Annotated in this window: 14 protein-coding genes; 4 read left to right on the top strand and 10 right to left on the bottom strand. The window is 58.8% G+C overall.

Annotated features, from left to right (window positions below):
• Window positions 1-4 precede the first annotated feature (4 nt).
• From bamA to rpsB, 9 genes are all read right to left on the bottom strand, one after another.
• Window positions 5-2431 carry an outer membrane protein assembly factor BamA gene (gene bamA / locus ACJ8PI_RS23160; RefSeq protein ID WP_033635736.1) on the bottom strand — a complete coding sequence of 809 codons (2427 nt, stop codon included), beginning with the start codon at window positions 2429-2431 and terminating at the stop codon, window positions 5-7.
• 35 nt (window positions 2432-2466) lie between these two features.
• Window positions 2467-3822, bottom strand: a complete 1356-nt coding sequence (rseP, locus tag ACJ8PI_RS23155) for a sigma E protease regulator RseP (RefSeq protein ID WP_004931952.1) — start codon at window positions 3820-3822, stop codon at window positions 2467-2469.
• Window positions 3823-3849: 27 nt separating this feature from the next.
• A complete protein-coding gene (gene cdsA / locus ACJ8PI_RS23150) occupies window positions 3850-4692 on the bottom strand; it encodes a phosphatidate cytidylyltransferase (protein ID WP_004931949.1) in 843 nt (280 codons plus the stop codon).
• 9 nt (window positions 4693-4701) lie between these two features.
• A complete protein-coding gene (gene ispU / locus ACJ8PI_RS23145) occupies window positions 4702-5460 on the bottom strand; it encodes a (2E,6E)-farnesyl-diphosphate-specific ditrans,polycis-undecaprenyl-diphosphate synthase (protein ID WP_033635737.1) in 759 nt (252 codons plus the stop codon).
• 277 nt (window positions 5461-5737) lie between these two features.
• A complete protein-coding gene (gene ispC, locus ACJ8PI_RS23140) occupies window positions 5738-6934 on the bottom strand; it encodes a 1-deoxy-D-xylulose-5-phosphate reductoisomerase (protein WP_033654123.1) in 1197 nt (398 codons plus the stop codon).
• Between the two features lie 157 nt (window positions 6935-7091).
• Window positions 7092-7649 (bottom strand): ribosome recycling factor, encoded by a 558-nt coding sequence (frr, locus tag ACJ8PI_RS23135; RefSeq protein WP_004931943.1) that lies wholly within the window; start codon window positions 7647-7649, stop codon window positions 7092-7094.
• 119 nt (window positions 7650-7768) lie between these two features.
• Window positions 7769-8494, bottom strand: coding sequence for a UMP kinase (gene pyrH, locus ACJ8PI_RS23130; protein WP_004931940.1), 726 nt, complete (start codon window positions 8492-8494; stop codon window positions 7769-7771).
• Between the two features lie 148 nt (window positions 8495-8642).
• Complete coding sequence (gene tsf, locus ACJ8PI_RS23125; protein ID WP_033654122.1) at window positions 8643-9494, bottom strand: translation elongation factor Ts; 852 nt, start codon at window positions 9492-9494, stop codon at window positions 8643-8645.
• 129 nt (window positions 9495-9623) lie between these two features.
• Window positions 9624-10349 (bottom strand): 30S ribosomal protein S2, encoded by a 726-nt coding sequence (gene rpsB, locus ACJ8PI_RS23120; RefSeq protein WP_016929891.1) that lies wholly within the window; start codon window positions 10347-10349, stop codon window positions 9624-9626.
• 345 nt (window positions 10350-10694) lie between these two features.
• On the opposite strand from rpsB, the gene map reads away from it, so the two are divergent.
• The 4 genes from map to ACJ8PI_RS23100 all read left to right on the top strand — a co-directional run bounded on the left by map (window position 10695) and on the right by ACJ8PI_RS23100 (window position 15612).
• A complete protein-coding gene (gene map, locus ACJ8PI_RS23115) occupies window positions 10695-11489 on the top strand; it encodes a type I methionyl aminopeptidase (RefSeq protein WP_004931936.1) in 795 nt (264 codons plus the stop codon).
• A gap of 73 nt (window positions 11490-11562) precedes the next feature.
• Window positions 11563-14226, top strand: a complete 2664-nt coding sequence (glnD, locus tag ACJ8PI_RS23110) for a bifunctional uridylyltransferase/uridylyl-removing protein GlnD (protein WP_033649826.1) — start codon at window positions 11563-11565, stop codon at window positions 14224-14226.
• 42 nt (window positions 14227-14268) lie between these two features.
• Window positions 14269-15093, top strand: coding sequence for a 2,3,4,5-tetrahydropyridine-2,6-dicarboxylate N-succinyltransferase (gene dapD / locus ACJ8PI_RS23105; RefSeq protein ID WP_004931932.1), 825 nt, complete (start codon window positions 14269-14271; stop codon window positions 15091-15093).
• A gap of 129 nt (window positions 15094-15222) precedes the next feature.
• Entirely contained in the window at window positions 15223-15612 is a 390-nt protein-coding gene (locus ACJ8PI_RS23100) for a DUF3461 family protein (protein WP_004931929.1), read from the top strand.
• A 57-nt stretch (window positions 15613-15669) separates the two neighbouring features.
• Here ACJ8PI_RS23100 and ACJ8PI_RS23095 read toward each other — a convergent pair whose 3' ends face one another.
• Window positions 15670-16122, bottom strand: coding sequence for a flavodoxin (locus ACJ8PI_RS23095; protein WP_060431462.1), 453 nt, complete (start codon window positions 16120-16122; stop codon window positions 15670-15672).
• Window positions 16123-16125: the final 3 nt, after the last annotated feature.

Here is a 16125-nt window from a genome sequence, read left to right as displayed (position 1 = left end):
CCCGTTACCAGGTCTTACCGATGTTAAACTGGAACTGTTCGGACTTGTCGCCTTCGTATTTCTTGATCGGGTTGGCGTAAGAGAACACCAATGGCCCCAGCGGCGACATCCACTGCAGCGCGATACCGGCGGAAGAACGAATATTGCTGGCCTTGCTGTAGTCCGGCACGCCGTACATCAGCGTTTCGTTGGTATTCTTCCACTTGGTATCCCACACGGTACCGGCATCGATGAACAGCGACGTCCGCACTGAGTTGGCGTATTTCTCGCTGATGAACGGCGTCGGGGTGATCAGCTCCAGGCTGGCGACCGCCATGGCGTTACCGCCCACCGCGTCATCCGAGCTACAGATGTTCTGACGCGTGGTCGTGCTGCCGGCGTTGAACTGACACTGGTACGAGTTGGAATTGTAGTACACCGCCTTCGGACCAATGGTGTTGGACTGGAAGCCACGCACGGTGCTAGAACCACCGGCGTAGAAGTTCTCGTAGAACGGCATTTCCTTGCCGCCCAAGCCATCCGCGTAACCCAGACGGCCACGGCCCAACAGCACCCAGGTGCGATCGTCGTTGATCGGCACGTACTGTACGCTGTCCAGCGTCACCTTGTAGTATTCGTTGTCCGAGCCCGGAATGGTGACCTTGCCGTTCAACGTGGTGCGGTTACCCGACGTCGGGAAGTAGCCGCGGTCTAGGTTGTTGTAGGTCCAACCCAGGTTCAACGTAAAGTCGTCCGTCGAGTAGCTGGCGCGGTCGGTCTTGTTCGCATCCACGCCCATCGAGTCGAGGTAACGCCACATCGCGATCTGCGGCTGCATGTTCGACAGGCCGTTGTGGACGTAGCCCAGGCCGGTACGCAACGAGTTGTTTTCGTTGATCGGGAAGCCCAGCGTGCCGTCGATACCGTAACTCTTGTTGGTATAGTCCGACAGATCCGCGTCATCCGCCTTAAAGTCGTTGTAGAAGATGCGGCCGCCCAGGCTCACACCGTCAACGGTGAAGTACGGGTTGGTGACCGACAGTTCCGTATAGGTCTGGTAGTCGTTCTTGGTGCCGCTGATGCCCACCGAGTAGCCGGTACCCAACCAGTTATCCTGCTGCACGCCCGCCTGGAAGCTGACGCCGCTCTCGGTGCCGTAACCGACGCCGAAGTTGAAGGTACCGGTGTTGCGCTCTTTCACCTTGTAGGTGACGTCGACCTGATCGGCGGTGCCCGGCACGCGCTGGGTTTCCACGTCAACCGTTTCGAAGTAGCCCAGACGGTTCAGACGCTCCTTGCCCTGCTCGACCTGCTCGTTGCCGAGCCAGGCGCCTTCCATCTGGCGCATTTCGCGACGCAGTACGGAATCCTTGCTGGTGTCGTTGCCTTCGAACTTGATGCGACGCACGTAGAAGCGGTTGCCCGCGTCGACGTTGACGTGCAGTTTGACGGTTTTATCCGCGTCGTTGATCTCAGGCTGAGTGCCGACGCGCGGGTAAGCGTAACCATAACGGCCCAACATCGTTTTGATGTTGTCTTCCATTTTGGTCACCTTGCTGCCGTTGTACAGCTCGCCCGGTTCGATTTTGGTGATCTGAGCGACTTCCGCCGAGTGGCCGGCCAGGTTGCCGTTCACGACAACATCGGAAAGCTTGTACTGATCGCCTTCGGTGATGTTGATGGTGATGTAGATGCCTTTTTTATCCGGCGTCAGGCTCACCTGGGTAGAATCGATGTTGAAGCGGGCATAGCCGCGATCCAGATAGAAGCTGCGCAGGGTTTCGAGATCGCCCGCCAGTTTCTGCTTCTGGTATTTGCGATCGCCGACCAGGTTCCACCACGGCACTTCGTCACGCAGCTGGAAGCGCGAGATCAGTTCGTCGTTGGTGAAGGCATGGTTGCCGACGATGTTGATTTGTTGAATCTTGGCGGAGACCCCTTCCGTGAACACCAGTTTCAGGTCGACACGGTTGCGCGGCAGCGGCGTGACTACGGCTTTCACCGAGGCGCTGTATTTACCGACGCTGTAGTAGAAGTCTTCCAGCCCTTTTTCAATGCTGGAGATCGTGGTGCGGTCGAGCGCCTCGCCCACCCGGACGCCGGAGGCTTCCAGGTTCTGCTTGAGCATGTCATCTTTCACCGACTTGTTGCCGGAGAAAGTGATGCTGGCGATGGTAGGACGTTCCTTCACCTGCACGATCAAGGTATTACCATCGCGCAGTACGCGCACGTCCTCGAAGTTGCCGGTGGCAAACAAGGCACGGATGGTATTACTGATGTCATCGTCAGTGACGGTATCGCCGACGCGAACCGGCATGTTGAGTAACGCCGCACCGACGGCGACTCGCTGCAGGCCTTCGAAATGAATATCTTTCACTACGAACCCGTCTGCACCGTATACGGTGGCGCTGCCAAACAGCAGCGACGCTATGAGCAACTTTTTCATCGCCATCGTTGTTATGCGTTCTTCCTAACCTATCCCCGCCCCTAGAGGCGGGAAAAATCATTGAAAAGTGCAAGACCCATCAACAACACCAGCACGATCGAACCTATGCGGTAGCTGTAGTCCTGTACTCGCTCGGAAACCGGCCCACCCTTCAGCTTTTCTATCGCCAGGAAGAGGAGATGCCCACCATCTAACACCGGTAATGGGAACAGGTTGATGATACCCAGGTTGACGCTAATCAACGCCAGGAACATCAGATAATACACGAACCCGACTCCGGCTGACGCCCCTGCTCCCTGTGCAATCGAGATCGGGCCACTCAGGTTGTTCAGCTTTACATCACCGGTTATTAATTTGCCCAACATGTTGACCGTCAGCCGCATCAGCTGCCAGGTCTTGTCGCCGGCCTGATACAGCGCCGGGAACGGTCCATACTGGCGAATCGTTTTATACTCGTCCGGCAGCGGCAGCACCTTTGGAATGATGCCTGCAAACCCCACCGATTTGTCTTTTCCCACCGGCTTTGTATCCGGTATCAGCGTCAAAGACAAGGGGGCGCCGTTTCTTTCAATCTCCAAAGCCAGCGGTTGCCCCGGGCCATCGTGGATACGCTTCACCAGCGTCTGCCAACGACCCAACGGCTGACCATCGACTTTAACGATCCTGTCCCCCGCTTGTAAACCCGCCTTTTGCGCCGCCGAGTTAGGCTGCACTTCCGCCAACACGGATTCTATCTGCGGGCCGCGCGGCATAATGCCCAACGCGACAACGGGATCCTGCTTGTCCGGTTCAAAGTTCCACTGGCGCAAATCCAGGGTTTTGGTCACCACCTGCGAAGAGCCGAACGGCGCGACGCCGACTTCGGTTTGCGCATCGCCAATCTTCGCCACCAGCGCCAGACGAACTGACTCCCAATCAGGCGTTTCGATACCGTCAACCGACTTTAGTTCCATGCCAGACGAAATTTCGGCCTTGGCGGCGATGGATTGCGGCGCGATTTCGCCGATCACCGGACGGAAACTCGGCACGCCGATGATGAACACCAGCCAATAGGCAAGGATAGCAAACAGGAAGTTGGCGATGGGGCCGGCGCTGATGATGGCCGCGCGCTGCCAGACGGTTTTGTTGTTGAAGGCCTGATGGCGCATTTCCGGCGCCACCGACTCCACGCGCTCGTCCAGCATCTTCACGTAGCCGCCGAGCGGAATCAAGGCGATGACGTACTCGGTGCCCTGGCGATCGGTGCGGCGCCACAGCGCCCGGCCGAAGCCGATGGAGAAGCGTTCAACGCGCACGCCGCAACGGCGGGCAACCCAAAAGTGTCCGAACTCGTGCACGGTGATCAAAATACCGAGCGCAATCAGAAACGCCACCAGGTTCCAAAGCACGCTGACCATCATCCCTCACTTTCCGTCATCGACGGATTAAAACACCAACAGCATCAGGCAGGCAAACACCGGCACCGCCGCGGTCAGGCTGTCGATACGATCCAGTATGCCACCGTGACCGGGGATCAAGTGACCGCTGTCCTTGATGCCCGCTTCGCGTTTGAACATGCTTTCGGTCAAATCGCCCAGCACCGAAGCCAGCGCGGCGATCACCGAACAGGCCAACAGCGTGGTCGGCACCACGTTCAGCGGCGCGTAGCGGCCGAACAGCCAGGAAATGACCGCCGACGTCAGCAGCCCGCCAATCAGCCCTTCCCAGGTTTTACCCGGAGAGACCTTCGGCGCCAGCTTATGCTTGCCGAACAGCTTGCCGAACATATAGGCGCCGGAATCCGCGCCCCACACCAGCAGCATCACGTACAGCAGCCACCAGGCGCCGGTAAACGGGTTTTGCTCGTAGCCGAACTGGCGCAGCGCCAGCATGCCCCAGAAGAACGGCACGATGGTCAGCAGGCCGAACAGCAGGCGCAGCGGGCGCGAGTTGCGCCAGATGGCGGCCGAGCCGGGGTAAAACAGCACCAGCAGCAGCGCCGCCAGCCACCAGGCCAGCGACAGCCACAGCGAGCCGCTCACCTGCGGCACGGATTGATGGTACGCGGGAACGCTGAGCATCATCAGCGCCAGCAGAAAACCGCACAGTATCGCCAGCCAGATGCGCTGCGAACGAGAGGTAAAACCGGCCAGTTGGCCCCACTCCCAGGCTGCTAACATGCACACGACGAGCGTTACCAGAGCAAAGGCCAGCGGCGGCAACAGGAACAGCGCCGCGATAACGATCGGGATTAAAATCAGAGCAGTTATGAGGCGATACTTCAGCAAAAGTTCTCCCTAGGACGCATCGGCGCCGATAGGTGTTGTTCCCCCGAAGCGGCGCTCACGTTGTGCAAATGCATTCAGCGCACCTTCAAAGACAAGTTCATCGAAATCAGGCCAGAGCACATCAGTAAAGTAAAGTTCAGCATAGGCGATTTGCCACAGCAGGAAGTTACTGATGCGATGCTCGCCACCGGTGCGGATAACCAGATCCACCGGCGCCAGGTCGCTCATGCAAACCCGCTCGTTCAATAATTCCTCGCTGATCTGATCCGGGTGCAACTCCCCCACCCGTACTCGTTCGGCCAGTTCCCTTACTCCCTGAATGATATCCCAACGGCCACCGTAGTTGGCAGCGATATTGAGCGTCAGGCCATCGTTATTTTCCGTCAGTGCTTCAGAGCGGCGGATCCGCTCCTGCAAACGCGAGCTGAAGCGGCTGATATCGCCGATCACCCGCAGCCTGACGTTATGTTTATGCAGGCTTTTTACTTCACTATCCAGAGCACGGACAAAAAGCTCCATCAGGGCGGAGACTTCCTGCACCGGACGGTTCCAGTTTTCGCTGCTGAAGGCATAAAGCGTGAGCGCATCTAAATGGTGGCTGGCGGCAAAACTGACCGCGCGGCGAACCGATTTCACCCCTGCTTTATGACCGAAGACACGTAACTTGCCCTGACGTTTGGCCCAGCGTCCGTTACCGTCCATGATAATGGCGACATGGCGCGGCCCCGGGGAAGATGGATTAGCCTCTTGTTGGTTTGCGGACGACATAACTCGTACTTATTTCCTCAATAGAAATATAACTGCCTTTCCGGAACATCAGGCCCTTACGCGCAAAAAAAGCCGTGTGCCCGACACGGCTTTCAGCCAGCCCTCGCGATGCCCGGCGCAGCCGGGCCGCCATTGGCGCACAAGGCGCCAATCAGGCCATAATTCAACGGTATAACCGCTGACAGGTGGCGCAGACTATACCACCTCAGCGGGGCATGAACAAACGGCCCCGCTGCGGCACGCGTGAATTACGAGCAAAATCGGATAATCGCCGCCCTCAACCGCGCAACGCGCGAACGCGCTCCTCGGCGGCGGCGCGCGCCTGGCGATCAATGTCTAAGACCGCTTCGATGCTGGTCGGTTCCTGCAGCGCGAGGCGCTCCACCACCTGGCGGTTGACCGCCGCAATGTCGGTGAAGCGAATCTGCTGCTGCAAAAATGCCGCCACGGCAATTTCGTTGGCCGCGTTCAGCGCAGTGGTCGCCGCCTGGCCGGCATCGAACGCTTCAATCGCCAAATACAGGCAAGGATAACGCTCGCGCTCCGGTTCGGCGAAGGTCAACGAACCGATGCGACAGAAGTCCAGCGCCTCCACGCCGGAGTTCACGCGCTGCGGATACGCCATCGCGTGGGCGATCGGCGTGCGCATATCCGGCGTACCCAGCTGCGCCAGCACGCTGCCGTCGGCATAGCGCACCATCGAGTGAATCACCGACTGCGGATGCAGGATCACTTCCATTTGCTCGGCCGAGGCGTTAAACAGCCAGCGGGCCTCAATGTATTCCAGACCTTTGTTCATCATGGTGGCGGAATCCACCGAGATCTTGCGCCCCATCGACCAGTTCGGGTGGGCGCAGGCTTGATCCGGGGTCATCGCGGCGAACTGCTCCAGCGGCGTGGTGCGGAACGGGCCGCCGGAGCCGGTAAGCACGATGCGCGAAACACCATGACTGTCCAGGGAAGAGTATCCCAACTGACGCTGAATGCTCTCAGGCAAACTCTGAAAAATCGCGTTGTGCTCGCTGTCGAGCGGCAGCAACTGCGCTTGGCTTTGGCGCACCGCATCCATAAACAGACGGCCGCAGGTGACCAGTGACTCTTTGTTGGCCAGCAGCACCTGCTTGCCTGCGCGGATCGCCGCCAGCGTCGGCAACAGCCCCGCGGCGCCGACGATGGCCGCCGTCACTTGATCGACGTCGTCCAACGCCGCCAGTTCGCAGGCCGCTTGCTCCCCGGCCAATACCTCGGTAGCGACGCCGTTTTCCGCCAGAATGGCGCGCAGCTCGCGCGCGGCGCTTTCATCCGCCATCGCGGCGAAGGCGGGCCGAAATTCCATGCATTGCTGCGCCATGACCGCGACGTTGCGGCCGGCCACCAGCGCTTTGATCGCAAAAAGGTCGGGATTTGCCCTGACCACGGCCAGGGTGCTGGTCCCTACCGAGCCGGTCGAGCCAAGAATGGTCAGTTGCTTCATGAGTTCACTCTGAATAACTGTCTGATAAGATCGGAGGTGTTCCAGTGTGGAACCTTGGACACCGCTTGTCCATGATCTTTCAGTACGATGAAACGGGATCTGCGCCACAAAAAACAAAGCGCCGCCCAGGCGACGCTTTTTTTCTGCGCGATGCTGATTAGAAATCCATCAGCTCTTTTTCTTTCTCCGCCAGCGCGGCGTCGACCAGCTTGATGTAAGCGTCGGTCATTTTCTGAATCTCGTCTTGTGAACGACGTTCTTCGTCTTCGCTGATCTCTTTGTCTTTCAGCAGCGCCTTGACCTTGTCGTTGGCGTCGCGACGCACGTTACGCACCGCTACTCGGCCCTGCTCGGCTTCGCCACGCACGATCTTGATCAGATCCTTACGACGTTCTTCGGTCAGCGGAGGCAGCGGAACGCGAATGTCAGAACCGGCAGAAGACGGGTTGAGGCCCAGATCGGAGCTCATGATCGCTTTCTCAACGGCCTGGCTCAGGCTGCGGTCGAACACGTTGATTTTCAGCGTGCGGGAGTCTTCCACGGTCACGTTGGCCAGCTGGCGCAACGGCGTAGCGGCGCCGTAGTATTCCACCATGATGCCGTCCAGAATGCTTGGAGAAGCGCGGCCGGTGCGGATCTTGCTGATTTGGTTTTTGAATGCTTCTACGCTTTTTTCCATGCGTGAATCAGCATCTTTTCTGATTTCATTAGTCACGTTGCAAACCCTTGGAAGCTGGTTACTTGGCAGGCGATACTCAAGTATAGCCCGTAATCGTACTCGGAGAGCGCGCGGCGTCTGGCGTCACGCGCACCGAAAAAGGGGTGTGAACAGCCTTATTTGCTGATCAGCGTACCTTCGTTCTCACCCATCACCACGCGGCGCAGCGCGCCCGGCTTGTTCATGTTGAACACGCGGATCGGCAGACCGTGATCGCGGGCCAGCGTAAACGCCGCCAGATCCATCACTTTCAGCTCGCGCTCCAACACGTCCTGATAGGTTAATTGTTCATACAGCGTCGCATCCGGGTTTTTCACCGGATCGGCGGAGTATACGCCATCCACTTTGGTGGCTTTCAGCACCACGTCCGCTTCGATCTCGATGCCGCGCAGGCAAGCGGCGGAATCGGTGGTGAAGAACGGGTTACCGGTACCGGCGGAGAAGATCACCACGCGGTTGTTGCGCAGTAGGCTGATAGCTTCTGCCCAGCTGTAATTGTCACACACGCCGTTCAGCGGGATCGCCGACATCAGGCGGGCGTTCACATAGGCACGGTGCAGTGCATCACGCATAGCCAGGCCGTTCATCACGGTAGCCAGCATTCCCATGTGGTCGCCCACTACGCGGTTCATGCCGGCTTGCGCCAGGCCCGCGCCGCGGAACAGGTTCCCGCCGCCAATAACTACACCGACCTGAATTCCCAGTTCGACCAGCTCTTTCACTTCCTGAGCCATGCGATCCAAAACGCTGGCGTCGATACCAAAACCTTCTGCACCTTGCAGGGCTTCGCCACTCAGTTTAAGCAGAATACGCTGATATACGGGTTTTGCATTGGTTGCCATGGTGTTCTGTCCTAAGAAGCAGTATTAGTATTGGGGATTTCAGCCGATGAAACGCGCCTGAGGTGAGCATCACGCTGCAGGGCCTGCCACCGGTGTAATTCTGGCTGGATAGTATGGAACCGCCAGACGGCGGTTCCATCGACAGTCATTAAGACTGTTTGCTCATCGCGGCAACTTCAGCAGCGAAGTCGGTTTCGACTTTCTCGATGCCTTCGCCCACTTCGAAGCGAATGAAGTTGGTCACGTCAGCGTTGTGCTCTTTCAGCACCTGAGCAACGGATTTGCTCGGATCAATAACGAAAGGCTGACCGGTCAGAGAAACTTCGCCGGTGAATTTCTTCATGCGGCCTTCAACCATTTTCTCTGCGATTTCTTTCGGCTTGCCGGACTGCATGGCGATGTCCAGCTGAACCTGGTACTCTTTTTCTACCACTTCAGCAGACACGTCTTCCGGCTTAACGAACTCTGGCTTGCTTGCCGCAATGTGCATTGCGATTTGCTTAACCAGCTCTTCGTCAGCGCCTTTAGCCGCAACCAGTACGCCGATACGCGCGCCGTGCAGGTAGCTGCCCAGCACTTCGCCTTCCAGGGAAGCAACGCGACGAATGTTGATGTTTTCGCCGATTTTTGCCACCAGCGCTACGCGCTCTTCTTCGAACTGTGCTTTCAGCACGTCAACGTCAGTGATTTTGCCGGCCATGGCCGCATCCAGCACTTTGTCGGCGAACGCCTGGAAACCGGCGTCTTTCGCTACGAAGTCAGTCTGGCAGTTAACTTCCAGAATGATGCCGTAGTTGCCTTCGATCTTGGTTTTGATCACGCCGTCAGCAGCTACGTTGCCTGCTTTTTTAGCGGCTTTGATCGCACCGGACTTACGCATGTTTTCGATTGCCAGTTCGATGTCGCCGTTGGATTCAACCAGCGCCTTCTTGCAATCCATCATGCCAGCGCCGGTACGCTCGCGCAGTTCTTTTACCAGGGCAGCGGTAATATCAGCCATTTATTTTTCCTCGGTTATCTCGCGTGGAGACAGTTCTCATTCAGATAAGCAAAGGGGGCCTTAACAGGCCCCCCTAACCAACATATGTCAATACCTGGTTAATAAGGGCTCAGTGACGAGCTTGCCTTATTATTCAGCTTCTACGAAGCCTTCTTCCGCCTGAACGGCCAGATCTTGAGAACGACCTTCACGCACAGCGGCAGCAACGGCAGTCAGGTACAGGTTTACTGCACGGATTGCGTCGTCGTTACCAGGGATGATGAAGTCAACGCCGTCTGGGTTGGAGTTGGTATCAACGATAGAGAATACCGGGATACCCAGGTTGTTGGCTTCTTTGATCGCGATGTGCTCGTGATCGGCATCGATAACGAACAGTGCGTCTGGCAGACCGCCCATATCTTTGATACCGCCCAGGGAGTTTTCCAGCTTGGCCAGTTCACGAGTGCGCATCAGCGCTTCTTTCTTGGTCAGCTTGTCCAGGGTGCCGTCTTGAGACTGGATTTCCAGATCTTTCAAACGCTTGATGGACTGACGAACGGTTTTCCAGTTAGTCAGCATGCCGCCCAACCAGCGGTGGTTCACGAAGAACTGGTCACAGCTGTTAGCAGCGTCTTTTACCGCTTCGCTTGCTGCGCGCTTGGTACCTACGAACAGGATCTTGCCTTTACGGGAAGAGATCTTGCTCAGTTCAGCCAGAGCGGCGTTGAACATTGGTACGGTCTGCTCCAGGTTGATGATGTGAACCTTGTTACGAGCGCCGAAGATGAAAGGCTTCATTTTCGGGTTCCAGTAACGGGTCTGGTGACCGAAGTGAACACCAGCCTTGAGCATGTCGCGCATGGAAACAGTTGCCATGATTAAACCTCTATAGATTAATTGGGGTTATGCCTCCACGTATCCCATAACGCCGACCCTGGCGGCGACAAGTCACCTCAGGGCACCCCGGCGGATGTGCCGATACGTGTGTGTTATTTACACAAAATGAGTGCAGTTAAAGTATTTTCGGCCAATTCCTGCCAGGTCACAAGAACCAAGTCGCGGATCGCCGGCGCGCTTTATACCATAAACCCGCCGCCGACACCAACTTTTGTTGCTTTGCGCCGGGCATCGGGAAATGAAATTTGGCAGCCCCCGGCCGGGCTGATACCATAAGTCACTGCTTCTTATTGTCGACGATAACGACACCTGCGGACGAATTTCATGGCAATCTCAATTAAAACACCTGATGACATCCAAAAAATGCGCGTGGCCGGCCGCCTGGCCGCCGAAGTGCTGGAAATCATCGAGCCGCACGTCAAACCTGGCGTGACCACCGGCGAGCTGGACCGTATCTGTCACGAGTACATCACCAACGAGCAGCAGGCTATTTCCGCCTGCCTCGGCTATCACGGCTTCCCGAAATCCGTGTGCATCTCGGTGAACGAAGTGGTGTGCCACGGCATCCCGAGCGACGACAAAACGCTGAAAGACGGCGACATCGTCAATATCGACGTGACCGTGATTAAAGACGGCTTCCACGGCGACACCTCAAAGATGTTCATCGTCGGCAAACCAACCATTCTGGGCGAGCGCCTGTGCCGCGTCACTCAGGAAAGCCTGTATCTGGCGCTGAAGATGGTCAAGCCGGGCATCCGCCTGCGCACCCTGGGCAAGGCTATCCAGCAATTCGTCGAGGCCGAGAAATTCTCCGTGGTGCGCGAGTACTGCGGCCACGGCATCGGCGAAGTGTTCCACGAAGAGCCGCAGGTGCTGCACTATGATGCCGACGATGGCGGCGTGGTGCTGCAGGCGGGCATGGCCTTCACCATCGAACCGATGGTCAACGCCGGCGACTACCGCATCCGCACCATGAAAGACGGCTGGACGGTAAAAACCAAAGATCGCAGCTTGTCGGCGCAGTATGAGCATACTATTGTGGTCACTGATAACGGCTGCGAGATAATGACGTTGCGCAAGGATGACACCATCCCCAACATCATTACGCACGAGATGTAAGCACCGCGGCGCACGCCGCGTGCAGAATGTCACCAGGCCGGCTTTTGCCGGCCTTTTTTATGGGCTGCGCACTATGTCTGACAATCTCCTTCAACAAGCGGCCCCGGCCGTGCCGATGCCGCCCGCCTCCCCCAGCACCTACGGCGACGAAGAGCTCACCTGCCCGATGCTGAAACAGCGGCTGGAGCAGTTCCAGCTGTGGCTAGCGGCGGCGTTCGATGCCGGCTCCAGCGCCGAAAGCCTGGTGGCGGCGCGCAGCGACTTTATCGATCGCCTGCTGCGCCGGCTGTGGACGTTCTACGGCTTCGAAGATATCCCGGAAACGGCGCTGGTGGCGGTCGGCGGCTACGGCCGCGGCGAACTGCACCCGCTGTCGGACATCGACGTGCTGGTGCTCAGCCAGCGCCGGCTGACGGAACAGCAGTCGCAGCGGGTCGGCGAATTCATCACCCTGCTGTGGGATCTCAAGCTGGAAGTGGGCCATAGCGTGCGCACTCTGGAAGAGTGCCTGCTGGAAGGGTTGGCGGATCTGACCGTGGCCACCAACCTGATCGAATCGCGTATGATCTGCGGCGACGTCGCGCTGTTCCTGCAGATGCAAAAACATATCTTCAGCGACGGCTTCTGGCCTTCGCCGCAGTTTTTCCACGCCAAGATCAACGAGCAGCAGGAGCGCCATCAGCGCTACCACGGCACCAGCTATAACCTGGAGCCGGATATCAAAAGCAGCCCCGGCGGCCTGCGCGATATTCACACGCTGCTGTGGGTGGCGCGGCGCCACTTCGGCGCCACTTCGCTGGACGAAATGGTCGGCTTCGGTTTCCTCACCCAGGCCGAGCGCAACGAGCTGAACGAGTGCCAGAGCTTCCTGTGGCGCATCCGCTTTGCACTGCACCTGGTGCTGCCGCGTTACGACAACCGCCTGTTGTTCGATCGCCAGCTCAGCGTAGCGCAGCTGCTGCGCTATGAAGGCGAAGGCAACGAGCCGGTCGAGCGCATGATGAAAGACTTCTACCGCATGACGCGGCGCGTCAGCGAACTGAACCACATGCTGCTGCAGCTGTTCGACGAGGCCATTCTGGCGCTGGACGCCACCGAGAAGCCGCGCCCGCTGAACGACGATTTCCAGCTGCGCGGCGATCTGATCGACCTGCGCGACGAAACGCTGTTTATCCGCGAGCCGCAGGCCATCATGCGCATGTTCTACCTGATGGTGCGCAACCGCGAGATCAAGGGCATTTATTCCACCACCGTGCGCCAACTGCGTCACGCGCGCCGCCACCTGAAGCAGCCGCTGTGCACCATTCCGGAAGCGCGCGATCTGTTTATGGCCATCCTGCGCCATCCCGGCGCGGTGTCGCGCGCGCTGGTGCCGATGCACCGTCACAGCGTGCTGTGGGCCTATATGCCGCAGTGGGGCAAGATCGTCGGGCAGATGCAGTTCGACCTGTTCCACGCCTATACCGTCGATGAACACACCATCCGCGTGCTGCAGAAGCTGGAGAGTTTCGCCGACGACCAGACTCGGCCGCGCCATCCGCTGTGCGTGGAGCTGTATCCGCGCCTGCCGCACCCGGAACTGCTGCTGCTGGCGGCGTTGTTCCACGATATCGCCAAAGGGCGCGGCGGCGATCACTCGATCCTCGGCGCGGAAGACGTGGTGGAGTTCGCCGAACTTCACGGCCTCAACTCGCGTGAAACCCAGCTGGTGGCCTGGCTGGTGCGCTGCCACCTGCTGATGTCGGTCACCGCGCAGCGCCGCGATATCCAGGATCCGACAGTGATCCAGCAGTTCAGCAGCGAAGTGCAGAGCGAAACCCGCCTGCGCTATCTGGTATGCCTGACGGTGGCCGACATCTGCGCCACCAACGAAACCCTGTGGAACAGCTGGAAACAGAGCCTGCTGCGCGAGCTGTATTTCGCCACCGAGAAGCAGCTGCGCCGCGGCATGCAAAACAGCCCGGATCTGCGCGAACGCGTGCGCCATCACCGCCTGCAGGCGCTGGCGCTGCTGCGCATGGACAACATCGACGAAGAGGCGCTGCACCGCATCTGGAGCCGCTGCCGCGCCGACTATTTCCTGCGCCACTCGCCGAATCAGCTGGCCTGGCACGCCCGCCACCTGCTGGCCCACGATTCCACCCAGCCGCTGGTGCTGGTCAGCCGCCAGGCGACGCGCGGCGGCACCGAGATCTTCATCTGGAGCCCGGACCGCCCCTACCTGTTCGCCGCCGTCGCCGGGGAGATGGATCGCCGCAACCTGAGCGTACACGACGCGCAGATCTTCACCAACCGCGACGGCATGGCGATGGACACCTTTATCGTGCTGGAGCCGGACGGCAGCCCGCTGGCGCAGGATCGCCACGCGGCGATCCGCCAGGCGCTGCTGCAGGCCATCACCCAGCGGGAGTATCAGCCGCCGCGCGTGCGCCGGCCCTCTTCCAAGCTGCGCCACTTCAGCGTGCCGACCGAGGTCACTTTCCTGCCGACCCATACCGATCGCCGCAGCTACCTGGAGCTGACCGCACTCGACCAGCCCGGCCTGCTGGCGCGGGTGGGCGAAGTGTTCGCTGACCTGGGGCTGTCGCTGCACGGCGCGCGCATTTCCACCATCGGCGAGCGGGTCGAGGACTTGTTTATCCTGGCCGACGGCGAGCGGCGCGCGCTCGACCAGGAAACGCGCAGAAAGTTGGAGCAACGGTTGACAGAGGCCCTCACCCCAAACGATAAAATGTGATACAAGTAACTTTTTACCGACAACATCAGGAAAGAGAACAGCATGCAGCAATTACAGAACGTTATTGAAAGCGCCTTCGAGCGCCGTGCGGACATCACCCCGGCGAACGTAGACACCGTAACGCGCGAAGCGGTAAACCAGGTGATCGGCCTGCTGGACAGCGGCGCCCTGCGCGTCGCCGAGAAGATCGACGGTCAATGGGTCACCCATCAGTGGCTGAAGAAAGCCGTGCTGCTCTCTTTCCGCATCAACGACAACAAGGTGATGGACGGCGCGGAAACCCGCTACTACGACAAGGTGCCGATGAAGTTCGCCGACTACGATGAAGCGCGCTTCCAGAAGGAAGGTTTCCGCGTCGTGCCGCCAGCCACCGTGCGCCAGGGCGCGTTCATCGCGCGCAACACCGTGCTGATGCCGTCTTACGTTAACATCGGCGCCTACGTCGACGAAGGCACCATGGTCGACACCTGGGCCACCGTCGGTTCTTGCGCTCAGATCGGCAAAAACGTTCACCTGTCCGGCGGCGTCGGCATCGGCGGCGTGCTGGAGCCGCTGCAGGCCAACCCGACCATCATCGAAGACAACTGCTTCATCGGCGCGCGCTCCGAAGTGGTGGAAGGCGTGATCGTGGAAGAAGGCTCGGTGATTTCGATGGGCGTGTACCTCGGCCAGAGCACCCGTATCTATGACCGCGAGACCGGCGAAATCCATTACGGCCGCGTACCGGCGGGTTCGGTGGTGGTTTCCGGCAACCTGCCTTCGAAAGACGGTTCCTACAGCCTGTACTGCGCGGTGATCGTCAAGAAGGTCGACGCCAAAACGCGCGGTAAAGTCGGCATTAATGAGTTATTGCGCACTATCGACTAAATTGAAATAGCGGGTGATTCACCCGCTATTTTTTTGTCTGCGTTTCGCTGGCAGTCACAGTCGCAAATCTCGCTTTCCGCCATAATCGCAGTCGTGGAATATAACGATCACATCTAAAGAGGGCGCAGTATGTACGATAACTTGAAGAGTTTGGGCATCAATCAACCGGAAGACGTCGATCGCTATAGCCTGCGTCAAGAGGCCAACAACGACATCCTCAAGATCTATTTCCGCAAGGACAAGGGCGAGTTCTTCGCTAAAAGCGTGAAGTTCAAGTACCCGCGCCAGCGTAAAACCGTGGTGGCGGACAACGCCGGCCAGGGCTACAAGGAAATTCACGAGATCAACCCGAACCTGCGTTACGTGATCGACGAACTGGATCAGCTGTGCCAACGCGATCAGGTGGAAGTGGATCTGAAGCGTAAAATCCTCGACGACCTGCGCCATCTCGAAGGCGTGGTGTCGCACAAGATTGCCGAGATCGAAGCCGATCTGGAAAAACTCACCCGCGGCAAGTAATGCGGATCGGTTGACCCGCATCATCGCCAAGGCGCCCTTTCGCGGCGCCTTTTTACTTTACGATTGCAGCAGCGTGCCCCACTGCTCGACCCACGGGCAGGCGGCCACTTCCGGCTCCGGCTGTTCCATCGCATCGATCTCCAGCACTTCGCCAACGCGGGTAGCGCCCTGCTCCTGCAGCAGCGCGTCGAACGTGCGCCCGGCGCCGCAGAAGTTGTCATAGCTGCTGTCGCCGAGGGCGATCAGCCCATAGCGCAGCTCCGGCTGGTAGCCGACCTGATCGCGAATGGCGTGGAACAGCGGCGCGATGCTGTCCGGCAGATCGCCCTGCCCGGTGGTGGAGGTAATCACCAGCGCGTAGTGCTGACGATAATACTGCCAGGCCTCCAGCGTGCCCTCTTCGAACAGTTTGACCTCATGGCCCTGTTCGCTGAGGATGTTTTGCGCCTCTTCCGCCACCAGCAGCGAATTGCCGTAGACCGTTCCCACGAAGATACCAACCTGAGCCATGGC

This window comes from Serratia sp. CY82433, from assembly GCF_052166535.1.
Taxonomy (GTDB): Bacteria; Pseudomonadota; Gammaproteobacteria; order Enterobacterales; family Enterobacteriaceae; genus Serratia; species Serratia sarumanii.
The sequence above is the reverse complement of the archived record's forward strand: the minus strand, read 5'-3'. Positions and strand labels throughout refer to the sequence as shown.